The sequence below is a fragment of the Bacteroidetes bacterium SB0662_bin_6 genome (assembly GCA_009839485.1).
Taxonomy (GTDB): Bacteria; Bacteroidota; Rhodothermia; order Rhodothermales; family VXPQ01; genus VXPQ01.
The window spans coordinates 11,270-34,173 of sequence record VXPQ01000046.1 but is presented as its reverse complement, the minus strand read 5'-3'; the positions used below and the strand labels follow the sequence as shown (position 1 = coordinate 34,173).

The following is a 22,904-nucleotide window of genomic DNA, read 5'->3' as shown; positions in this document are numbered from 1 at the left end:
GCTGGTTGAAGTCATGTGTAAAGTGGGTACAAAGTAATTACTAAAGTGGTTCGTGTCAATAACCGTAAGGCGTTCAACGGCAAAACGATACCGAAAAAACTCATTACAGTGCTCCTGTTGGCACTTTCCGCTGAAGCACCGTAATATCGGTTCGTCATTTCACCCGTTGAAAACCCGCCATTTCACCCGTTGAGAATACGTTTTTTCTGCCGTCGTACTTTCGTCATTTATGCCGTTCAGTCATTACCCATCGGCGCGTTGGGGCCGTGACAGAACCATGGCGCCATTACCTTCCCCTCCCCTTCCCAAACTCACTTGACAAGCATCATCGTACGGGCGGCTCCTCGCTCCCGGTGCTCGCAGTGTCCGTCGCTGCCGAAGTCCACGCGAACACATCCCACAAATTGACCGTGTCATCCCAGGATCCGGAGGCTAAAACAGTCCCATCGGGCGAAAAAGCCACCGTTGAGACATTGGCCGTATGGCCTGTAAGGGTGGCAATGTTTTCGTTTGTCTCCACATCCCAAAGCTTGACCGTTCCATCCTCCGACCCGGAAGCAAGTATGGTCCCATCGGGCGAAAACGACACGCTATGAACCAGGGATGCATGCCCCTCAAGCGTAGCGATATGGCTTTCCGTCACAATATCCCAAAGCCTGATTGTTTTATCCCATGATCCGGAGGCCAGCGTCCTTTCATCGGGGGAAAACGACAAAGAACTGACCCCACTCGTGTGTCCCCGCAGGATGGCAATATTTTTCTCTGTCGCTACGTCCCAGAGCCTGATCGTCTTATCCCGGGAGGCGGAAGCAAGAAGCGCACCGTCACGGGAAAAAGACACGGAATGGATCTGGCTCTCATGTCCTGCAAGGGTGGCGATGTGTGCTTGTTGTGCTACGCTCCACAACTTGACCGTGTGATCACTCAACGACCCGGAAGCAAGGAGCGCATTATCAGGCGAAAACGATACGGATACAGGCAAAGCATGTTCGAGTGGACCAACCGGGATACGCGACGGTTTTTTCACATCCCATAAATCGACATTTCCGGAGGCGGAAGCGAGTAGGGCCCCATCGGGCGAAAACGACACAGAATGCACCCGATTCGTGTCCTCGAGGGCAGCTATCTGTTCGCGTTTCATCACGTCCCAGAGCCTGATCGTTCTGTCCGATGAGGCGGAAGCAAGAATCGCCCCATCCGGTGAAAAAGAGACACTGCGAACAATACTCGTATGCCCGTCAAGACGGGCAATATGATTCGGCGATATTTCCAAAAGAACCATGGAGGTCCTCCCCACATTTCCATCCGTATCGACAACGTCTGCTACTATCGAATGCCTGGATGACCGGGAAAGATTTGTACCGTGAGCAGAAGGAATGGCGCCGTCATAATCGAATTCGACTGCATCATTTTGTATGCCTGCTAATCGACGACATGCCTTTACTTCAAGTAATCCTGAAGCAAAGTGCGGTTTTAGGGTTCTGACCAGCAGGATCGCCTGATAAAGACCTCCCGAATCGCTGAGTTCGGCTTGAACGGAAACGCTCCTTGAACCTGCCGGATAGGCGGACGAAGAAACAAATTCGATGCTCGGCAACGACTCCGCGTCCATGGGAATGGCTGTATTGAAGTGGGGATGCACAGCCAAAAAACCGGCATTGCACGCGGATAAACTATCACGCGCTGCGCCATACGACATGATGTACGCCTGATCGCGAAAATCATGCCACAGCCCAAAAGCATGCCCAAGCTCATGGGCCAGCAAATCGAGATTAAATCCGCGGACGATCAACCCATAGCCACTGTTTTTCCCCGTCTGCACTCCGCTGCCCCTTGCCGTCCGCACCCCGCTTTCCCTCCCAGGTCCATGGGCCTTCGCGAGAGCATTTATACTATGGTCCACGACGATGACGTAAACATTTGCATTAAGATCGAATATCTCTTTAACCTCACGGATTGCCCTGCCATCCGTATTACGAAGATAGTGGCTATCGGAATGTTGCCCGGCCACGCAGTGGACCAGTGGCTCACCGTGGGCATCCGTTTCAAAGCGAAATGTTCTGCCTCCGTATCCGTGCGCGCGCATCTGGTCGGCATAAAAAGCCTGTGCGTTGCGAATCTCATCTTTCATCTTCTCTACTACATCTGCACGGAAAGGGCGATCATTCGGCAGAAAGTAGATCATCCGTACCGTGCGGGGTTCGCCTGCGTCCAAATCTCCCTGCTGGGCGTGCGCACGGTTTGCCCCGCAGAGCACGGCAACTGCCATGGCAACCACGATGATAACCTGGCGCACCGGATTCGTTTGCTCTCTTCCTGATATCATGGTCCCGGTCCTGTTATCCGGCTCTCCGGATAGAACGTATCATCCCTCACCCCAGAATCGCCTGAAAACGCTTCAGGCGCAAGGCATTCGACAAAACAAACACACTGGACAAACTCATTGCGGCGGCGGCAAACACCGGAGACAAAAGATGGCCGGTGAGCGGATACAACACCCCGGCGGCTACCGGAATAAGCGCCACATTGTAGGCGAATGCCCAGAAAAGATTTTGTTTGATATTGCGGAGCGTGCTATGCGCAAGCGCACGGGCGTTAACCAGCCCCCTTGGATCGCCCGACATGAGAATCACGTCTCCGGATTCGATCGCGATGTCCGAACCCGTCCCCATCGCCACGCCTACATCAGCCCGGGCCAGCGCCGGCGCATCGTTGATGCCGTCCCCCGTGAACGCCACGCGGCGCCCTTCCAGCCGGTAGTGCTGCACCGCGTCGGCTTTCTTATCCGGGAGAATATCTGCGGATACCTCATCGATCCCCAGTCGACCGGCAACAACTTCGGCGGCGCGAGGCGCATCGCCGGTAATCATCACCACCCGGCACCCGAGTTCCTGCAGTGCCTCGACACTTTCCGCTGCATGTTCCTTCAGAGGATCCGAAACCCCGAAAATCGCCGCAAGCACGCCATCCGCGGCCATAAAAAGAATGGTTTTACCCTCTTCCGGGAGTGTACGCACCGCATCGGATCGGAATATATCTCCTCCAAGCGGCGACATATCGACCTTTTCCGCGGCCAGAAAGCGTTCGGAGCCGATGTACACCGCTTTTTTCTCCACCGTGCCCGAGATACCCAGTCCGGAATGCGCCTGAACCCGGGTCGCTGCGGAAACGGATATCCCCCGTTCCTCCGCAGCCTCCACGATGGCATAGCCCACAGGATGTTCCGAGCGCCTTTCCACGGCAGCGGCAAGACGCAGTACCTCCTCATCCGACCATGCGTCGCAAGGGATCATGTCCGTCAGGCGCGGGCGCCCCTCGGTAAGCGTGCCGGTTTTGTCGAAGGCGACCGTATCGACCCCGGCCAACGATTCTATGGCGTCCGCGCCCCGAAACAGAATCCCTAATTCGGCGGCCTTGCCGGAACCGACCATGACGGATACAGGAGTAGCCAGCCCCATCGCGCAGGGACAGGCAATAATCAGTACGGATACAGCGGCTACAAGGGCAAAGGGCAACGCCGGCGCCGGCCCCATGACCATCCACAGGACAAAAGCAAGAAACGCCACAACGAGCACCGCGGGCACGAACCACGCTACGACACGATCCGCCAACCGCTGGATGTGCGGTTTCGATTGCTGGGCTTCCTCGACCATACGAACAATACGGGCCAGCACCGTATCCCCCCCTACCCGCGTAGCCCGAAAACGAAAACCGCCGCGTCCGTTGATCGTGCCGCCCACCACCTCGTCCCCCGCCTTTTTCTCGACCGGTACCGGCTCCCCGGTAAGCATGGACTCGTCTATCCAGGATTCCCCTTCTTCCACGATCCCGTCCACGGGCAATCGCTCTCCCGGACGCACGAGGATGATATCGCCGGCCACGACTTCCTCGATGGGAATATCCGTCTCGCGATCTGCGCGCACCACACGAGCAAGCGCCGGTTGCAAACCGAGCAGCAACCGCATCGCGGCGCCGGCGCGGCCCCTGACGCGCACTTCGAGGTATTTGCCCAGCAGAATCAGCGCAATGATGGCCGAGGACGCCTCGAAGTAGACATGGTCGGCGCCTGAGGGCATCACGCCGGGAAGAAACATGGCCACGACGGAATACCCGTAGGCGGCGCTGGAACCAAGCATGACCAGCGTATGCATGTCCGGATGTCCGGTCCGCGCTGCTTTCCAGCCCAGCCGGTAGAACCAGAGACCCGGCCCGAATTGCACGATACCGGCCAGCGCGAACAGGATATACAGAAGGAGCGCCTCCCCGATCAGTATGTGCAGCCACGACGCGGCCGGAGGCCATAGCATCGGAAACATCTGCAAAGCGAGGATCACCGCGGTGGGAACTCCCGCGAATACCGCCCGCCGGCGCAGGGCCTCCAACTCGGCTTCGCGAGCCGTTTCCTCGGCCTCCTCACGCGCCTTTGCGCCGGAAGCCGCCTCTATCGCCTCGTATCCGCTTGCCCGGACCGCCACATACATGGCCTCCACAAGCTCGGAGCCGCCCCGGTAGCGTACGCGGGCGCGTTCGGTAGCCAGATTTACGTCCACCGTCTCCACCCCATCCACACCGGTCAACGCTTCTTCAACGCGAAGGACGCATCCGGCGCACGTCATGCCGCGTATTCCAAGCTGTACTTCCTGCTCCGGCGTACGCTGCGAAGAAATGTCGATGGAGTGGTCTGTGGCCATTTTGCGGCGGAAAGCGGAGCGCAGGCTGCCCTATTCTTCTTGCGGGTCCAGTATGTTCTCGATGCGAACCAGCACGTCTTCGAGGTGCAATGCCGTAGGCCGGTCCCGCATTCTGCGGGCGGCCCGCCGTACATCTCCACGCAACGTTTCCAGTTCGCCGCGTACGTACGCCCGGATATCGCTCTGACTCACGTCGACCGGCGTAAAGCCGAGGAACCGGCGCGCAGCGGCGGACGGAGCGGTGACCTCCTGGGTCATTAACCGCTCCATGTCCTCCAGATAGGCGCGTTGCAGGTTGCGCCGCCACGGATCGATCGCTTCGTTGGCGTCCAGTTCGCGCCAGAGGCCTTTTCGCAAATCTTCCAGCATATCCAGGGGGGCATACGCCGCATCGCCAAGGCGGGCTTCCGCCTCGATAAGACGAGCCAGCCGCTGCGGATCGAGCAGCAGGTCCAACTGACCGGCCTGAATGCTTCGAATGCGTTCTACAGCGCCCGCATGTTCGATCCGGCGAAGAATATCCTCATCGACAAACCATAGGGGCGTATCGAATCCGAATTCGTGCAGAAAAGCCATCGCCCTCGTTTGCGCATCCTTCGAAACCATTTCGTACACAGGCCCATCCTGATCGTACGTCTTCGGGGTCTCGTACACCCCTCCGATTTCGCGCGCCACATGGCCGAGATAGCGCCTCCACTGGATCGCTATCTCCCCGTATATTTCCTCGAGTTGGGCGTAGTTTTCGCCCTCCTCTCGGGTCCAGTCGATCAGGTTCGGAACGATGCGCTGCAGGTTTGCAACACCCAGCCGGCTCGCTTCCACCGCATCGTCGCCGAGATCCTCCCGCTGCGACCGGGGATCCAGCGGGTTGCCCGTCTGGCGCCCGTAGAAGTACAACGGATCGCCGGCGCGTTCCTTGACCCAGCCGTTCAGCACGGCTTTGATTTCTTCTTCGTTGTCTGCTCCGGGAATGGGCCGGTAGCCCCAGCGAACGCTCCATTTGTCGTATTCGCCGATCATGGGTATGAAATGGGTCACCCCGTCTTCCGGCTGCGCGATATAATTGAAGCGGGCGTAATCCATGATGGACGGCGTCGTGCCGTACGCACTGGTAAACGTCGGCGACCGCAGCGAATCGACGGAGAACGCGTAGCTTGATCCCCAGTTGTGCGGCAAGCCGATCGTATGGCCTACCTCGTGGGCGGACACGAAGCGGATCAACTCTCCCATTACCTCGTCGTCAAACTTCACGGCGCGCGCATCCGGGTTCGAGGCGGCCGTCTGGACGAAATACCAGTTCCGCAAAAGATTCATCACATTGTGGTACCACCCGATATCGCTCTCGAGAATCTCTCCCGAACGCGGGTCGTGAACATGCGGACCGTAGGCGTTCTCGATATCCGACGGGAAATAGCGGATGACTGAATAGCGTACATCCTCCGGGCTGAATTCCGGATCTTCCTCCACAGAAGGAGGATCTTTGCCGATAATGGCGTTCCGGAAACCGGCTTCCTCGAATGCCACGTTCCAGTCGTCCACCCCCTGCTTGATGTACGGGCGCCATTTCATCGGGGTGGCCGGATCGATGTAGTACACAATGGGGCGCACCGGCTCCACCAGTTCACCGCGCGCAAAGGCTTCGGGATCGCTGGGTTCGAGCCGCCATTTCGTGATGAAGCATTTCTCCTCCGCCCGCTGCGTATCCGCCCCGTAATCGATCGTCTCCACATTGAAATATCCCACGCGCGCATCGCAGGGCCGCGGCGTCATGAGCTGATCCGGCAAAAGCACCATGGACTGGTTCATCTCCACAGAGATGGTTCCGGTCGAGGGATTGTCGGGGGGCTCGTCCGCCGCGTACGTAAGCGTATGGCGCACTTCGATATTGCGGGGGAAGCTTTGCGCCCCATTCACATAGGAACGATCCTTGTCCAGGCTCCTGACCTCGTACCGCTCCCGGTTGGACGAACTCAGGCCCAGAAAGCGAACATCTGTCGTAAAGAGCTCGGTCACGTCCACCACGGACCGGGTGGAATCGTCGTTTCTGGCCAGAATGTCGAATGCGGCCACCACCGGTTCGAGGTTTGCGTTCCGGACCGCCTGGTAAATCGGATGATCCTCGCTCGCCACGCTCTCGTAGGATACGATTCGCAGGAGCACCTTATCCCCCTGCCGCTGCCACCGCAGCACCTGCGTGTTGGCTTTCTGCCCCCCGTATCCCATGCCGGCGTGCGTACGCGCCATACGGGTTACCAGCAGCATCTCCCGGTCCAGCAACGAATCCGGGATTTCAAAGAGGGTTTTCTCCGTATCGCGGTGTACGGCAAACAACCCCTCGTCCGTGGTCATGCTTTCCTTGACGACTTCGGAGTATTTCTTCATCTTCGTTTCGTCGTCCGGCCCGGCAGCCGCTTGCGTGTCCGTGGACGCAGAGTCCGCCGTAACCGCAGTCTGCAGCGCCATAGAACAGCCTCCAAGCAAAACAGCCAGAGAAAGAAGCGTCAAAAACGAAGGTATCTTGAAACGATTCATGAGGTCACGCACAATGAAATGCGGCAGGCAGTGGAAGGAAAAAAGGGAATGAGCCCGGCAAAAAAACAGGGGGGGCTTCGAACAACCGTCCGCAATACCCTGTAAGGAAAAGCATGATATGCAATTGTTGTGTCTGTTGCACGGCGTGGATCGCAGCCCGCTTCATTACAGCACTGTCCATTCTTTCGACGCATCGGTAAGATTTGATACCCCGTCTTCGCGCAGGCACACCACATCTTCGATACGAATGCCGAACCGGCCCGGCAGATAGACGCCCGGCTCGATCGACACGACACACCCGTCCGGCAGCACATCATCCACCAGACGAGACAGGCGGGGCCATTCGTGAATTTCCAGCCCGATGCCGTGCCCGAGGCTATGAGAAAACGCCTCTTCGTATCCCCCTTCCCGAATCACGTCACGAGCCAACGCATCGACTTCCCTGGCCGGCATGCCCGCGCGCGCATGCCACAGCGCGCATTCCTGCGCGGAGCGCACCAGATCGTATATCTCCGGAACCAGCGGATCCGGCGGCCCCACAGCCACCGTACGCGTCATGTCCGAGGCATATCCATCCAGAAAACATCCGAAATCGAGCAGGAGTACGTCGCCGGCCTGCACCGGGCGGCCCGTAGGCTGCGCATGGGGAAGCGCACTGTGCAAACCGGAAGCCACGATGGGATCGAAAGACATCCTGTCGGCGCCCCGACGCAGGTGCCCTGCCACAATTTCGGCGGCAATTTCCTTCTCCGTGCGTCCCGGCCGGATCCATTGCTTCAGACTTTCGAACACTTCTCCCGTCAAGGCCTGGGCGGCGCGGATACGCTTCAGTTCATCCGGGCTTTTGCGGGCCACAAGTTCATTGAGCAGTCCGGGCGTTCCGATCCATTCCACGCCGGGGAAACGCTTTTGCAGCATCTCCAGGGAAGAAACCGTAAGACGATCCGACACATACGCAACCCGGGGTACGCCCTTCAGTAACCCCTCCGCCTCCATGTACTCGAGGGCGTCGCGCTGCGTGGGTCGTATCACATGGACGGACACATCCCTGACTTCCTCCCCCGCCTGCGTACGGTACCGCCCATCCGTCACGAAATGCGCCGCATCCGCGCGAACGATCAGTACGCCATACGATCCCTTAAAACCGCACGCCCAGCGCACATGGGCATAATGGGTCAGGTACAATGCATCCGCGGACAACGTGCGGAGCAGGGCGCGGAGAGAAGAGATGCGGTCCACGGAAAAGACTCCGGCAAATAGTTAGGGTCTGCTACCACTATTTAGCGGCGCTCTGCGGAGCCTGTTTTCCCGCCAGGCCAGGCACCGCGAGGGCCCCAAACGAAGGGTTCCGGCGCGCGGATACTCAGAGCCGGGTGCTGTAATTGGGCGCTTCCTTCGTGATGAATACATCGTGCGGGTGGCTTTCCCGTTGCCCGGCGCCCGTCACACGAATAAACTGCGCCGTTTCCTGCAACTCCCGAATGGAAGCAGCCCCGCAGTACCCCATCGCAGCCCGCAAGCCCCCAAGCATCTGGTGCACGACTTCCGCAAGATTCCCGCTGTATGGAACGCGCCCTTCGATTCCCTCCGGAACGAGTTTGGCAAGATCATCCTCGGCATCCTGGAAATACCGGTCCTTAGACCCCGATTCCATGGCTCCCACGGAGCCCATTCCCCGGTAGCTTTTGAACTTGCGGCCTTCGTACAGAATGGTTTCGCCGGGACTCTCTTCCACCCGCGCAAAAAGCCCGCCGATCATCACGGAATCGGCCCCGGCGGCCAACGCTTTCGGAACATCCCCGGTCTGTTTGATCCCCCCGTCGGCAATCACCGGTACGCCGTGTTTGTGCGCCACCGCAGCGCAATCCATGATCGCTGTAAGTTGCGGCACGCCAATGCCGGCCACGATACGGGTCGTACAGATAGAGCCGGGCCCGATGCCGACCTTGACGGCGTCGGCTCCCGCCCCGATAATCGCTTCGGCCGCCTCCACCGTGCCGATGTTGCCGGCAATCACGTCCCGATCCCCCGAAAGGGCCTTGACCTGCTCTACCGTCTTCAGAACGCCTTTGGAGTGTCCGTGCGCCGTGTCCACCACAAGAAAATCGACGTCGCTCTCTGCAAGAGCCGCTGTCCTGTCCGCCACATCCGGCGTAACGCCGATCGCCGCCCCTACGCGCAAGCGCCCATGCGCATCCTTGCAGGCATTGGGATATTTGCGCTTTTTATCGAGGTCCTTGAAGGTGATCAGCCCTTTCAGATTCCCGTCGTCATCCACCACCGGAAGCTTCTCGATCTTGTGCCTTTGCAGCAGGGCCTCCGCCTGGTCCAGCGTCGTTCCCACAGGCGCCGTCACAAGATTCTCCCGGGTCATCATCTCGCTCAGCGGGGTACGCCCGTCATGCGCGAAGCGCAGATCGCGGTTCGTAACAATCCCCACCAGGCGGTTCTCGGCATCGACTACGGGGATGCCCCCGATATGGTACCGCTCCATCATGGCGCAGGCATCCGCCACCGTACCCTCCGGATGCAAGGTGATCGGATCGAGGATCATACCGCTTTCGGAGCGCTTCACGCGGCGCACCTCATCCGCCTGCCGCTCGATAGACATGTTTTTGTGCAGCACCCCGGCCCCGCCTTCCCGGGCGATCGCGATCGCCATTTCGGACTCGGTAACCGTGTCCATGGCGGCAGACAACAGCGGAATATTCAGCGCAATACGCGGCGTCAGGATCGTTTCAATGGAAACGTCCCGGGGCATGATGGACGAATGCCGGGGCATAAGCAGCACATCGTCGTAAGTAAGCCCCTCCTTGCGGAGCCGTTCAAGAAGCAGCTTGTCGTCGGTCGTCATGATATATATTCATTGCATGTGTACCCGGCGCTTGAGCCGCCGGATCTCAAAGGGCTGCAGGCGCCTCCATTTTCCGAGTCGAACGCCTTTGGCGGTAAGCCCTGCGTAATTCACGCGCTCGAGCGTTGTGATCTCGTGGCCAAGCGCTTCGAACATCCTGCGAATCTGCCGGTTGCGGCCTTCGTGCATGCGCAATCCCACCTCATGGCGGCTGGGCAGCGCCACGTACGCCACCTCATCGGCCTTCGCCGAGCCGTCCTCCAGTTCGATGCCTTTCCTGAGCAGGTCGAGCTCATGAGGTTTCACGGCCTTCCGGGTGCATACCCGATACAGTTTATCCACCTCGTACCGGGGATGCATCAACCGGTGCGCCAGTTCCCCGTCGTTGGTGACAAGCAATACGCCCGACGTATCCCGGTCCAGGCGGCCCACGGGAAAGAGACTGCCCTTGTCCGCATCCGGAAGGGCCAGAAGGTCCATCACGGTGCGCCGGTTCTTCGGGTCGTGCTTCGTGGTAATCGTATCCTTCGGCTTATTGAGAAGGATGTACTCATGGGGGGAAGCGGAGATGCGTTTCCCGTTGACCTCCACCGTATCGGTCGGCATCACCGAGATATGAAATTCCCGGACACGCTCCCCGTTCACCTTGACGAGTCCCCGTTTGATCAGGCTATCCGCCTCGCGGCGCGAACACACGCCTGCACGGGCAATATACCGGTTGAGCCGCATCCCCTTGCCTGCCGCACCCTCTCCGTTCCGGGACGAACCGGTGGGCTCCGATCGCCCCGGCGGCCCGGCAGTGGCAGTACCGGCGGTACTCTTCCGCCCTCTTTGTCCCCTTTTGGCAGGTAATCCGGCGGACATTTTAGCGGATATCGATCCTGAATAGAAAGCGCGTAACGTATATAAGCCTCCATGAACGAACCAGCGCGCGATCTGTTCTTGTCCAAAGAATTTTCCGGCTGCGCCGGGCTATTCCCCGGCCTCCCGCTCCGCTTGCGGCCCCGCCTGGTCCGCCGCCCCATCCCGGATCGCATTTTCCTCCTGTTGCAACTGCAACAACTCAACGCGCTCCTTGCTGAAGGAAGGATCTCCAAGAATTTCCTCGATTTCGCGCAGGTTGGGAAGATCGTCGATATCTCCCAGCCCGAACTGTTCCAGAAACGAATCCGTGGTTCCGTAGATCAGGGGGCGCCCCAGAGAATCACCCCGGCCCACTACGTCGATGACCCCTCTTTCCATGAGCTTGCCCAGCGCATAGCCGGAATCGACGCCGCGTACAAAATCGACCTCGGGTTTGGTGACAGGCTGCCGGTACGCTACGATAGCGAGAGTCTCCATGAGCGAGTGCGACAATTTCCGGTTTTGCTCCTTATTGAAAAAAGATTTGAGATAGGGAGCAACCGGGGAAATGGTAGCCATCCGAAAGCCTGCCGCCCACCGCTCGATGCGAAAAACGCGTCCGCTCGCCTCATAGGCCTTGTTCAGACTCGTCACCGCCTCCAGCACATCCCCGTCCGAGGGCGCATCGTTCCCTGTGACGTCGCTATACACACTGGCGATCTCGCGGGCGGTGACAGGGCGATCCGCCGCGAAAACAAGCGCTTCGGCGACATGCATAAGCGCCCGATCTCCCAGTTCGTGTATGGACGCCATACCGCTCGGTGGTCTATTTTCCATTACCGTTTCGTTCGCCCGAAATCTTTTCTATCCGATCGTCTGCACGGTCGGGTCTTCAGAATCCGTCTCGTCCTGCCGGATCCGCAGTTCAAGATAAAAATCGATCGGGTTCCCTTCAGCAATATGTACATGCACCTGTCGCGCCTGCACAAGTTCAAGCACGCCCAGAAAGGTCGCAACGATAAACGACCGGGACCGATTCTCCACAAGCGCGGAGAAAGAAAGATTCTTGTCCCGGGCAAGGCGGTCCAGGAGAAACGCGCGCTGTTCCTCGATCGAATATTCTTCGCGCGTCACACCGTGCAGCGCTTCTTCCGGCGCCTCTGCAAGGATTCGTTTGAGCGCCGATACCAGATCGAAAACGGACGCATCCAGATCCGGTTTCTCTTCCCATGCGGCCCGTTCGGAAACGACATGATCGCGCGTAAAGCGTTCCGCCCGCTCGCTTTCGAGCGCCAGTAAATGTTCGGACGCCTCCTTGTACCGGACATATTCCAGAAGGCGTTCCACCAGTTCCCGGCGAGGATCGACCGGCTCTCCATCTTCGTCGACCTCCTGGCCCGGCAGAAGCATGCGGGCCTTTATCCCGATCAGGACCGCCGCCATGTACAAAAACTCCCCTGCACTGTCGAGATCGATTTCTTCGAGCAGGCGCACATGCTCAAGGTACTCGTCAGCAATGCGGGCCACAGGAATGTCGAAAATATCCAACTCGTCCCTCCTGATAAAAAAGAGGAGCAAGTCCAGCGGTCCCTCGAAATCCTTAAGATTTATCTGATACATTTTAAGGATGCAATCATGAAATTCTGTACATGCGAACGCGGAGCGCTGATCAAAGTGAAATTGGTCATGGCATCCTTAACTCTTTGTCTTTCAATGAAAAAGAGTCAATCATTAAAGTTTTTTATAAACCACTCCACGGTCTCTTCCAGGCCCTGTGCAATGTCTGTGCCGGGTACCCATCCCAGTTCGCGCCGGGCGAGATCAAAAGCCAGTACGCTCCTGCGCTGTTCACCCGGCCGCCCTGCCTCATGACGCCGCTCCATGTCCGGAGCAATCCGGTCCCGCAAGATATCGAAAAGATCGTTCACACTGGTTTCTACCGCCGTTCCGATGTTGAACGTACCCGACCCGTGGTACGCCAACGCGCTCAGATTCGCCCGCACCACATCCCTCACATACACGTAATCCCGCGTTTGCAAACCGTCCCCGAAAATAACGGGCTGTTCGCCTCGCAGCATCCGCTGCGCAAAGATCGCTACGACCCCGGCCTCCCCGTGAGGGTTCTGTCTCGGCCCGTATACGTTCCCGTAGCGGAGCGCGACAAAGGATATGCCATACTGATTCCGATAATAATCAAGGTACCGTTCCGTGCACAGTTTGGTGACGCCATAGGGAGAAAGGGGCCTGGTAACATGATTTTCGTCCTGCGGGGCATATTCCGGCTCCCCATAGATAGCCCCTCCTGTCGAGGCGAAAACGACTTTCTTCAATCCCGCCCGCCGGCCTGCTTCCATGAGATTCAGCAAGCCGAGCACATTGACCGTAGCGTCGAATCGGGGGTCAGCCACGGATTTGCGCACATCCATCTGGGCCGCATGATGCACGAATACCTCGAAACCATGCGCCTGCATACATTCCGAGGCTTCCGCGGACCGGATGTCCAACTCATGAAAAACAGCCCCTTCCGGGATGTTTTCCCGCCGCCCTCCGGACAGGTCATCGAGAATATGCACTTCATGGCCCGCTTCGAGCAGGGCCTCGGATACATGAGAAGCTATGAAGCCGGCGCCGCCGGAAACCAGTATCTTCATGGCTACCCCTCCGGTACAAGCGCCGCGGTCGAAAGCTGATCTCCCTTGAACAGCATGGACGCCACCCGCTGCACATCTTCGACCGTAACTTTCCCGATTGCATCGCTGATCTCGTCAAGCGTCAGATAGCGCCCGAAATAAAGTTCCTGCCGCCCGATGCCCATCATGCGGTTACTCATGCCTTCAAGGCCGAGCATCATAGCGCCCCGCAACTGGTTTTTCGCCTCGTTGAGCGTACGGCTTCCGATCGGAACCTCGACAAAATACCGCAACTCCTTTCGAATCAATTTCTTCACGCGCTCCATCTTGCGTACATCCGAGGCGGCATATACCCCGAAATCGCCCGAATCCGAGTGCATATTCGCGAAGGATCCGATGTTATAGCAAAAACCGTATTTCTCCCGCACATTCTGGTTGAGCCGGCTCGACATTCCACCCCCCAGTAACGTATTCAACACGCTGAACGCCACCCGGTCCTCGTTGCGCACGCTCAGCCCGCGCGCACCCATCACGAAATGGGCCTGCTGAATGGGTCGGGATTCCACGAAATCGTGGGGGACATAGCCGTTCACGGGCGCGCGCCGGATCGGGCGCTCGGCTATCGGCATCCCCCCCAGCATATCTCCGGCCATACGCACGATATCGTCGTGATCCGCGTTCCCGGCCACGACAAGCACCACGCGATCGGGTACGTAGTGGCTGCGCATATAATCGCATAGCATCTCCCGGTCGAACGACTGCACCGTCTGAGGATACCCGATCACGGGAGCGCCGAGCGCATGGCCATCGTAGACGACGGATTCGAACCGGTCGAATACGAGCTCTTCCGGGTTATCCTCGTACATTTTCATCTCTTCGAGGATCACGCCCTTCTCCTTCTCGATCTCTTTCTCGGGCAAGGTCGGAAAGAGAATGAGATCACACACCGTATCTATGGCCCGGGCAAGATGTTCGTCCAGTGCGCGGGCATAGTAGCAGGTATACTCCTTGGCCGTAAACGCATTCAGATACCCGCCCACGGACTCCATGCGGCGGGCAATATGATGCATGCGCCGCTTGCGCGTACCCTTGAACACCATGTGTTCAATGAAATGACTGATGCCGCGCTCCTCAGCGCGTTCGTCCCGGCTGCCCGCGGCGACCCACGCCCCGACAGAAACGGATCGAACCGACGGAATGCGCTCCGAAAGAACCCGAACGCCGTTCTTCAGGGTTGTTTTCCGGAAACACGGGGATATGCCGTTTCCCGCGCGCTGCATAACGTAGCGGAATTCTTAAGAATCGTTGATTAAATCCGCATGGGCGAGGACCTTGGGAGGCGCCTTCTCTCAAAACATAAACGTGCGGTTGGCCGCAAGTTTGCAGGATATCCCGGGCCCGATGTTTTGTTCGAATGCGCGCCCCGGGGTTCCTTAACGAGGTCTGCGGCTGCGGTGTCCTCCCCCGCTTCGGCCGGAGCCGTTACGACCCCCGCGCTCCCGATAGGAACCTCCTCCTCCCCGACCATCCCGGCGGGAACCCCCTGCATGCTGGCCCTGGGGCCGCCGGGGCCGTTCTTCCTGACCGTCTTCTCTCGGCGGCAGGAACGGTTTCCGGCTGAGGCGGAGTTTCCCGTCATCGCGAATCTCGATGAGCTCTACCTTGACCTTGTCGCCAACCTGGAAATAGTCCTCCACGTTTTCGACATATCCATGATCGAGTTCGGAGATATGAAGCAGCCCCTCCTTTCCGGGGAGAATCTCGATGATGGCTCCAAAGGCAAGGATGCTCTTTACCGTTCCCTCATACACATCCCCCGCTTCCGGCACCGCCACAATACCCTTGATCAGGTCAATGGCCGCCTGGGCGTCTTCCTGGTTGGTGGCGGAGATCGTTACGACACCCTTCCCGTCCTTGTCCTCGATCTCGATGGATGTGTTCGTATCCCGCTGCATCCCCTGGATGACCTTCCCGCCCGGGCCGATAATCGCGCCGATAAATTCCCCATCGACGGCGATCTGCGTGAGCCGGGGCGCATGGGGCGACAGGTCGCCTCTTGCTTCGGTGATCGTTTCATCCATGACATCGAGAATGTGATGCCGCGCATCCCGCGCCTGCTCCAGCGCCTGCCGGAGCACATCCCTGGACAGCCCTGCAATCTTGATATCCATCTGACAGGCCGTGACGCCGTCACGCGTACCCGTCAGTTTGAAGTCCATATCCCCAAGATGATCTTCCGTACCGAGGATATCGGTCAGCACCGCCGTGTGACCATTCTCACTGATAAGCCCCATCGCGATGCCGGCGACCGGCTTGCGAACCGGAACGCCCGCATCCATCAGCGCCATGGAGCCCGAACATACGGACGCCATGGAAGACGAGCCGTTGGACTCGAGCACATCGGCATTGACGCGAATCGTGTAGGGAAACTCTTCCTCCGAAGGAAGCATGTATTGCAATGCCCGCTCGGCAAGCATCCCATGGCCTATTTCCCGTCGGCTGGTGCCGCGAATAAATTTCGCTTCACCCGTACAAAACGGGGGAAAGTTGTAATGGAGATAAAACCGCTTGTCCTCCGAGGAAAATATCTGATCCACCGCCTGTACGTCCCGGCCTGTCCCCAGCGTGATGGAGGCAAGCACCTGGGTTTCCCCTCGCGTAAAGATCGCGGAGCCGTGTACGCGCGGCAGGTAGCCCGTTTCCGTCCATATGTCGCGCACTTCGTCGAGCGCACGCCCGTCGATACGGCGGCCTTCGTTCAGAATCATTGCCCGCATAGCCTGACGCTCGACGGCACGGACCGCCTCTTTCAACTGCGCCCCGGTATATCCTTCCTCCGTGGTCTCCGCCCCGTCTTCTCCAAGGAGTTCGGCCACCGCCTCATCCCTGATTTCCCGCAATCCCCCGTAGAAGGCGCCCTTTTCATAAGGTTTATGGAGATGTTCCTCGATCTGGCTACCAGCCGCCTCAGTGGCCTTCTCCAGAATGCCGTCGGGCAGCGTCACCAGGTTCGGCTGAAACGGCTCGACCTCCCCGACAGAATCGGCCACCAACTCATGCTGGGCCGCGCACAACTTCCGGATCGCTTCGTGCGCCACATCCAGCGCCTCAAGCAGATCTTCCTCACCCACTTCCTGCATCTCGCCTTCGACCATCACAATCGCATCCTCCTTGCCCGCAACCACAAGATCCATGTCGCTTTCCGCCGTCTCCTCAATCGTCGGGTTGACGACAAAGGCCCCGTCTACCCGCGCAACGCGGACCTCCGCGATCGGACCATCGAACGGGGCCCCTGCAAGCATCAGCGCGGCGGACGCGCCCGCACCTGCAAGGACATCCGCATTGTACTGGTCGTCGGCGGAAATTACGTAGGCGATAATCTGCGTCTCGTGCAGAAATCCGTCCGGGAAAAGGGGGCGAAGCGCCCGGTCCACCAAACGCGACGACAATACTTCCTTGTCCGTCGGGCGCCCTTCCCGCTTTATGAACCCGCCCGGAATTTTTCCGCCTGCGGAAAATTTTTCACGATACTCGACCGTGAGCGGGAAAAAACTCTGTCCGGCGCGCACCTCTTGCGAGAGCACCGCGGTGCACAACACCATGGTATCTCCCAACCGGACAACCACTGCGCCGCCTGCCTGTTTTGCAAGGCGGCCTGTCTCTAACGAGACTACCTTACCTGGAGCAATCTCTATTTCTTTACGTGTACATGCGTTCATTTTTCTACCTGTCTCCATCTTCGTTTTATTGCAATGTCCTGCGTTTCGTTCGCCTGTGCAGGGATTCGGTTCTTTACGTACTCAGCCTCTCTAACCTCCGGTGCAAACAGGCCGCATACGTACGAACAACGCACGCGGCATATATGGCTCATGCCCTTTGGAGAAATGCAGTTGACCGGGGTAAATGTTACTTGCGAATACCCAATTCCTTGATGATAGAACGATAACGTTCGATATCCCGGTCCATCAGATAATTGAGCAAACGGCGCCGTTTCCCTACGAGTTTAAGCAATCCGCGCCGCGTGGAGTGGTCTCCCGGATGGCGCTTAAGGTGTCCGTTCAGTTCGTTGATACGATGCGTAAAGATCGCAATCTGAACTTCCGGGGCGCCGGTATCGTCAGCCGATTTTCCATAGGTCTCGACCAACGTTTTTGTCTGCTCTGTAGTAATCATGGCGTATTCTCTCCTCTTTAGATTATGCCATCGTAAAGAAGAACGCCCACCCAAAATGAGTCCATAATGAATAAGGCGTACAAGCGGCAGGCACAGCCTTAGCACCCGCCGAGTATCTCCCTGCTACGCACCCGATCTTGCGAAAGTTGCCTCATCAGGTCTTTTTTGGACGCGAAACGGCGCTCATTGCGTGTTCTGGAAACGAATTCCACGCGAAGAAGCTCTCCATACATGTCTTCTTCGATGTCCAGGAGATGCACCTCTATCATGCGCCGGGCGCCTCCAAACGTAGGACGCATTCCGATATTCATCATGCCGGGCAGCGAACGATTGTCCGGAGTTCCATCCCGATGTGCGGATAATCTGTCCACCCGCACGGCGTACACGCCATCGGCGGGTATCACCTTGCCGGGATGCTCCACCTCGATATTTGCGGTCGGGAACCCCATTTCGCGCCCGCGCCCCTCGCCGCGAACGACCCGGCCCGTAAGACTATAGGAGTGCCCCAGCATGCCGGAGGCGGCCTCAACGTCCCCGCGGTCTTCCAGCGCCTGCCTGATCTTGCGGGAGGAAACGGTTTGTTCCTTTATAATCCGGGCGGGTACGATATCCACCGTGAAGCCATGCTTCTTCCCCAGCGTGCGTAACAGATCCGCATTGCCCCGCCGGTCGCGTCCAAAGGCATGGTCGTAGCCAATGACGATTTCCCGCAGCCCGATCCCCCGAACCAGAATGTCTTCAACGAATGCTTCGGCGGAAAGCCGGGAAAATTCCTTCGTAAAAGGAAGGATGACAAGCCGGTCCAGGCCGAACGCTTCCATAATATCCGCCCGCTCCCCGATCGTCGTCAGCAGGGGCAAGGGCGTCCCTTCCACGATTTCGCGCGGATGCGGGTGGAAGCTGAGTACGGTACTGATCCCGCCGAGCGCCCCGGCGCGCTCCAGCAAATAGCGCAGAATGGACTGGTGCCCCAAATGCACCCCGTCGAACGTCCCCACGGTAAGCACCGAGGCCGTATCCCTTTGCACCTGATCGAGCCCATGCAATCGTTTCATGCGCCGCGCCCCCGGATGGCCTTCTGAAGACCCTCCACCGTCCAGGCTTCATTCACGGAGAAGTCGCCGATATGCGTACGCCGGAGTTGAACGATATGCGCGCCTACTCCCAGTACCTGCCCGAATTCATGGGCAAGACTGCGAATGTACGTGCCGCTGGAACACTCGACTGCGAAAGAAACATCCGCATGCTTTCGTTCCAGTATCTCAAAAGACCGGATGGTCACGATGCGCTTCGGGGGAACCACCTCCTCGCCCCGGCGCATCTTGCGATAGAGGCGCTCGCCTCCCCTCTTGACCGCAGACCAGGCAGGCGTGATCTGCTCGATGACGCCCACGAAGCGATCGCGCGCCCGCAGGAGGTCTTCATGCCCGATTCCGGAGGGATCGCGGCGCTCGGTCACTTTGCCGTCGGCATCGTAGGTGTCGGTGGCCTCGCCAAGGCGCAGCGTGGCTTCGTAGGTTTTGGGCAGATGCATAAACCGCTCCATGAGCCGGGTCGCCTGCCCCATCAGTATAATCAGTAACCCGGTAGCCAGCGGATCGAGCGTGCCGGCATGCCCCATTTTGCGCACATCGAGAAAAGTTCTCAGCCTGCGAATCACATCGAACGATGAACACCCTTCCGGCTTGTCCACAGGCAGTACGGTCCTGTCAAAGGTCTCCGGCAACGTCGGGGCCGGATAATAGACCTCCCTGATATCTACATCCCGAATAAAGGGCTGTGTCATTGCAAACCGGCTTCCCGGTGTTCCCGTTCGGCCCGGATCTTCTCAAAAATCTCGTCCATGCGTTTCGATTCGTGCATAGCCTCGTCGAGAAAAAACCGAATGTCCGGAACCGCCCGCAACTGATGACGAATGCGCCGCGCCAGCGCCGATCGGATTTCCGCGGTCAGATCGGTAAAATGCCGGAAAGCGGCGCGGCGCTCCTCGATATCCTGTTCGTAGATGCTCACATCCACATACGCAATGCCCAGATCCCTGGTTACGCGCACATTGGTTACGGTGTACATACACGGGATACGCTCCGAAAATGCCGTTTGCAGAACCCCTGCAATCTCCCGCTGCAATAACCGGGCTACACGTTCGGTGCGGATACTCATGGCGGAGCAAGAAATGAATGAAGAGCACGTCCTGGCCTTTCAACGCGTACCGGGCCGGCGTCAGACCGGCGATCCCACCTGAAGCGTACGTTTTTCTTCGATGATCTCGTACCCTTCGACCTGATCTCCCACCTTGATATCGTTGTACCCCTTGATGGAGATCCCGCATTCGTACCCGCTTTGCACCTCACGCACATCATCCTTGAAGCGCTTGAGCGAATCGATTTCCCCTTCGTAGATCACGACTCCTTCGCGAATTACCCGCATGCGATCATTACGGCGAATTTTGCCCTCGATCACATAGCAGCCGGCCACCGTGCCGGCTTTGGGCACCTTGAACAATTCCCGCACCTCCACGGTGCCTCTCGTAACCTCCTTCTCTTCGGGGGACAACAGCCCTTCAAGCGCGTCACGAATATCCTCGATCGCATCGTAGATGACCGAATATGTACGGATATCGATTTCCTCCCGCTCGGCCAGCGCGCGGGCGCCGGGCGACGGACGCACCTGAAATCCGATAATCACCGCATCGGACGCAGAAGCCAGCATCACATCGCTTTCGGTAATCGCCCCGACGCCGCTATGAATCACATTGAGCGCCACCTCTTCCGTGCTCAGTTTGAGCAGCGAATCCTCCAGCGCTTCGACGGAGCCGCCCACGTCGGCCTTGATAATCATGTTGAGCTCCTTGAAATCGCCGAGCGCCAGACGGCGACCTATCTCATCCAGCGTAATGTGCTTCTTCTGACGCAAGGACTGCTCCCTGTGAATCTGCTGGCGGCGCTGCGAAATATCCCGGGCTTCCTTCTCTTCGTCCAGCCCGACAAGCTGGTCTCCCGCCTCCGGCGAACCGCTTAGCCCCAGCACGAGGGCAGGCTGCGACGGGCCTGCTTCCTCTACCCGGCGGTCCCGCTCATCGAACATGGCCCGTACGCGCCCGTTGTACAGCCCGGCGATAAAGTAGTCGCCTACCTGCAGCGTGCCGTTGCGAACGAGCACCGTAGCCACATTCCCCCGCCCCTTCTCAAGGCGCGATTCAATCACTACCCCGTCCGCATTCCGATCCGGGTTGGCCTTGAGTTCCATGACTTCCGACTCGAGCAGAATCTTCTCCATCAGATCGCTCACCCCTTCCCCCGTGTGGGCGGAAACCGGGGCGCACTGCACTTTGCCGCCGTATTGTTCGACCAGCACATTATGGTCGGCGAGCTGCTGCATCACCTTGTCCGCATTCGCCTCCTCCTTGTCAATCTTGTTGATCGCAACCACCACCGGCACTTCGGCAGCCCGGGCATGGTTGATGGCTTCAAGGGTCTGAGGCATCACCGAATCGTCGGCAGCCACCACAAGCACCACCACGTCCGTAACCTTGGCGCCCCGGGCGCGCATTGCGGTAAAGGCTTCGTGGCCCGGCGTATCGAGAAATGTGATATCCCGGCCATCCGGAAGGTTCACCTTATGGGCGCCGATATGCTGCGTAATGCCCCCGGCTTCGCCTGCCACCACGTTCGCACTGCGAATGTAGTCCAGCAAAGAGGTTTTGCCATGATCCACATGCCCCATGACCGTTACAATGGGCGCCCGTATTTTCAGAAGGGCGGGATCGTCTTCCTCCAGGATGATATCTTCCGTGCCGAATTCCGTGATGAACTCGACATCGTATTCGTACTCGTCGGCCACAAAAGAAATGGTGTCGGCATCGAGGCGCTGATTGATCGACACGATCATGCCTGACTCGAAGAGTTTCTGAATCACCTCATTCACGGCAATGTTCATCAGGCCGGCGAGGTCGCCTGTCGAAACGAATTCGGGCACGCGAAGAATCTTCTCCTGTTCGCGCTGCTCTTCGATTTCCTGCTCCCGCTGCTCTGCATGACGTTCCCGCCGGCGCCGGCGCCGCTGACGGCGGGCGCCGCCACCCGTTCCCTGCTCGATCTCGCGAAGGGTCTTCTGAAGCGTTTCTTCAATGTCCTCTTCGTCGGTAACCGCCCCTTTGCGGCGGCGCTTGCGCTTAGCCGGCTGGCGACCCTCTCCTTCCTGTACAATGGTTTCCTCATCTTCACCGGGAATGGGCGCTTTCCGCTTGCGCTTTCTTTTTCGCTTGCGCTTGGCGGGAGCCTCTTCCTCCACCTCGGAAAGATCCATCTTGCCGAGCACCGTGGTTCCGGCAAGTTGATAACGCTTCGCCGAAAGCGTCTCGGCGCCTTCTTCTTCCGATTCTTCCTCATCGAATGGGGCGATGTCGGCAGCCGGCTCTTCCGTGCCTTCCGGCAAAAACTCCAACGCTTCACCTTCCGCCGCCACCTCTTCCACCGGCGCCTCCTCGACGGAAACTTCTTCCCCGGACGCTTCCGCGGCGGTTTCTTTCGTCGTTTCCAACTCCTCTTCCGCAACAGGCGGCTCCGCCGCGGCAGTCTCCTGAGACAGCGGGGCCGGGGCTGCTTCCGCCTCCACAGGCGCTTCCTCCGCAACAGCCTCCGCACTGTCCTCATCCGGTTCCACCACCGCTTCCGGAGCAACAACTCCCTCGGCTACAACGTCTTCTTTCGGCGCCTTCTCCTGTTCGACCTTTGCTGATTCAGCAAGCAAGGGTTCTACTTCCGCAACCGGCGCCGCGGCGCCATCGCCCGCTGCCACTATTTCCTGCGGCTCTTCTGCAGGCTCCACGACCTCGGGCTCAGGACCAGCAGGTGGTTCTTCCGAAGCAGTCTGGCGGGCCCGCTTCTTGTGCACGCGCGCCGCCGTCTCCATGTCATCCGCAAAGGCGCTCAGCAACTCGTTGTAAGCTGCCTCGTCCTGAATGGCCGCATTGATCCCCGAGCCGGTCAACGCGTCTGCGTAACCGTTCTCCTCAAGATGCTCCTTCAAGGTTTCCAGAGAGACGTTGAGCTCCCTGACCAACTTGAACAGCCGTACTTTCTTGAACTTTGTTGTCGTCATCTGCAACAGGCGTCGAGCCAAATGCGATCATTCAGGGGCGGGGAAACTTCCCGGCGATTCCCGAACCGGGGCGCCGGGACA

The 22,904-nt window shown here is 58.7% G+C and carries 16 protein-coding genes; all 16 read right to left on the bottom strand.

Translation table 11 applies throughout. The annotated features are described in order from the left end of the window. Positions 1–325 precede the first annotated feature (325 nt). The 16 genes from F4Y00_08125 to infB all read right to left on the bottom strand — a co-directional run bounded on the left by F4Y00_08125 (position 326) and on the right by infB (position 22,823). Positions 326–2,326, bottom strand: a complete 2,001-nt coding sequence (locus tag F4Y00_08125) for a hypothetical protein (protein MYE04920.1) — start codon at positions 2,324–2,326, stop codon at positions 326–328. Positions 2,327–2,372: 46 nt separating this feature from the next. Further along, positions 2,373–4,691: a heavy metal translocating P-type ATPase gene (locus F4Y00_08120; protein MYE04919.1), complete on the bottom strand. Its 2,319-nt coding sequence runs from the start codon at positions 4,689–4,691 to the stop codon at positions 2,373–2,375. Between the two features lie 30 nt (positions 4,692–4,721). Next, positions 4,722–7,223 (bottom strand): zinc-dependent metalloprotease, encoded by a 2,502-nt coding sequence (locus F4Y00_08115; protein ID MYE04918.1) that lies wholly within the window; start codon positions 7,221–7,223, stop codon positions 4,722–4,724. 165 nt (positions 7,224–7,388) lie between these two features. Beyond that, positions 7,389–8,462 carry an aminopeptidase P family protein gene (locus tag F4Y00_08110; GenBank protein MYE04917.1) on the bottom strand — a complete coding sequence of 358 codons (1,074 nt, stop codon included), beginning with the start codon at positions 8,460–8,462 and terminating at the stop codon, positions 7,389–7,391. Positions 8,463–8,586: 124 nt separating this feature from the next. Then, positions 8,587–10,077, bottom strand: a complete 1,491-nt coding sequence (gene guaB / locus F4Y00_08105; GenBank protein MYE04916.1) for an IMP dehydrogenase — start codon at positions 10,075–10,077, stop codon at positions 8,587–8,589. A gap of 9 nt (positions 10,078–10,086) precedes the next feature. Beyond that, complete coding sequence (locus F4Y00_08100; protein ID MYE04915.1) at positions 10,087–10,806, bottom strand: rRNA pseudouridine synthase; 720 nt, start codon at positions 10,804–10,806, stop codon at positions 10,087–10,089. A gap of 243 nt (positions 10,807–11,049) precedes the next feature. Beyond that, the gene (gene scpB, locus F4Y00_08095; GenBank protein ID MYE04914.1) at positions 11,050–11,757 is read right to left on the bottom strand and encodes an SMC-Scp complex subunit ScpB; all 708 of its coding nucleotides are present in this window, start codon (positions 11,755–11,757) and stop codon (positions 11,050–11,052) included. Between the two features lie 27 nt (positions 11,758–11,784). After that, positions 11,785–12,540, bottom strand: a complete 756-nt coding sequence (locus tag F4Y00_08090) for a segregation/condensation protein A (GenBank protein ID MYE04913.1) — start codon at positions 12,538–12,540, stop codon at positions 11,785–11,787. Positions 12,541–12,644: 104 nt separating this feature from the next. After that, on the bottom strand, positions 12,645–13,571 hold the full coding sequence (locus tag F4Y00_08085; protein ID MYE04912.1) for an NAD-dependent epimerase/dehydratase family protein: 927 nt from the start codon (positions 13,569–13,571) through the stop codon (positions 12,645–12,647). 2 nt (positions 13,572–13,573) lie between these two features. Then, positions 13,574–14,830, bottom strand: coding sequence for an insulinase family protein (locus F4Y00_08080; protein ID MYE04911.1), 1,257 nt, complete (start codon positions 14,828–14,830; stop codon positions 13,574–13,576). A gap of 153 nt (positions 14,831–14,983) precedes the next feature. Next, positions 14,984–17,269 carry a polyribonucleotide nucleotidyltransferase gene (gene pnp, locus F4Y00_08075; GenBank protein MYE04910.1) on the bottom strand — a complete coding sequence of 762 codons (2,286 nt, stop codon included), beginning with the start codon at positions 17,267–17,269 and terminating at the stop codon, positions 14,984–14,986. A 187-nt stretch (positions 17,270–17,456) separates the two neighbouring features. After that, positions 17,457–17,723 carry a 30S ribosomal protein S15 gene (rpsO, locus tag F4Y00_08070; GenBank protein ID MYE04909.1) on the bottom strand — a complete coding sequence of 89 codons (267 nt, stop codon included), beginning with the start codon at positions 17,721–17,723 and terminating at the stop codon, positions 17,457–17,459. 98 nt (positions 17,724–17,821) lie between these two features. After that, entirely contained in the window at positions 17,822–18,778 is a 957-nt protein-coding gene (locus tag F4Y00_08065) for a bifunctional riboflavin kinase/FAD synthetase (GenBank protein ID MYE04908.1), read from the bottom strand. Then, positions 18,775–19,509: a tRNA pseudouridine(55) synthase TruB gene (truB, locus tag F4Y00_08060; protein MYE04907.1), complete on the bottom strand. Its 735-nt coding sequence runs from the start codon at positions 19,507–19,509 to the stop codon at positions 18,775–18,777. The genes F4Y00_08065 and truB overlap by 4 nt, the downstream gene beginning before the upstream one ends. Further along, the gene (gene rbfA, locus F4Y00_08055; GenBank protein ID MYE04906.1) at positions 19,506–19,883 is read right to left on the bottom strand and encodes a 30S ribosome-binding factor RbfA; all 378 of its coding nucleotides are present in this window, start codon (positions 19,881–19,883) and stop codon (positions 19,506–19,508) included. Before rbfA ends, truB begins: the two co-directional genes overlap by 4 nt. Positions 19,884–19,943: 60 nt before the next feature. After that, positions 19,944–22,823 (bottom strand): translation initiation factor IF-2, encoded by a 2,880-nt coding sequence (gene infB, locus F4Y00_08050; GenBank protein ID MYE04905.1) that lies wholly within the window; start codon positions 22,821–22,823, stop codon positions 19,944–19,946. Positions 22,824–22,904: the final 81 nt, after the last annotated feature.

Coding starts and splice junctions, on each gene's coding strand:
- F4Y00_08085 (MYE04912.1), bottom strand. CDS start 13,571: ATGAAGATACTGGTTTCCGGCGGCGCCGGCTTCATAGCTTCTCATGTA.
- F4Y00_08065 (MYE04908.1), bottom strand. CDS start 18,778: ATGAAACGATTGCATGGGCTCGATCAGGTGCAAAGGGATACGGCCTCG.
- F4Y00_08090 (MYE04913.1), bottom strand. CDS start 12,540: ATGTATCAGATAAATCTTAAGGATTTCGAGGGACCGCTGGACTTGCTC.
- scpB (MYE04914.1), bottom strand. CDS start 11,757: ATGGAAAATAGACCACCGAGCGGTATGGCGTCCATACACGAACTGGGA.
- rpsO (MYE04909.1), bottom strand. CDS start 17,723: ATGATTACTACAGAGCAGACAAAAACGTTGGTCGAGACCTATGGAAAA.
- F4Y00_08120 (MYE04919.1), bottom strand. CDS start 4,691: ATGGCCACAGACCACTCCATCGACATTTCTTCGCAGCGTACGCCGGAG.
- F4Y00_08100 (MYE04915.1), bottom strand. CDS start 10,806: ATGCGGCTCAACCGGTATATTGCCCGTGCAGGCGTGTGTTCGCGCCGC.
- F4Y00_08080 (MYE04911.1), bottom strand. CDS start 14,830: ATGCAGCGCGCGGGAAACGGCATATCCCCGTGTTTCCGGAAAACAACC.
- F4Y00_08125 (MYE04920.1), bottom strand. CDS start 2,326: ATGATATCAGGAAGAGAGCAAACGAATCCGGTGCGCCAGGTTATCATC.
- pnp (MYE04910.1), bottom strand. CDS start 17,269: ATGAACGCATGTACACGTAAAGAAATAGAGATTGCTCCAGGTAAGGTA.
- F4Y00_08115 (MYE04918.1), bottom strand. CDS start 7,223: ATGAATCGTTTCAAGATACCTTCGTTTTTGACGCTTCTTTCTCTGGCT.
- infB (MYE04905.1), bottom strand. CDS start 22,823: ATGACGACAACAAAGTTCAAGAAAGTACGGCTGTTCAAGTTGGTCAGG.
- truB (MYE04907.1), bottom strand. CDS start 19,509: ATGACACAGCCCTTTATTCGGGATGTAGATATCAGGGAGGTCTATTAT.
- rbfA (MYE04906.1), bottom strand. CDS start 19,883: ATGAGTATCCGCACCGAACGTGTAGCCCGGTTATTGCAGCGGGAGATT.
- guaB (MYE04916.1), bottom strand. CDS start 10,077: ATGACGACCGACGACAAGCTGCTTCTTGAACGGCTCCGCAAGGAGGGG.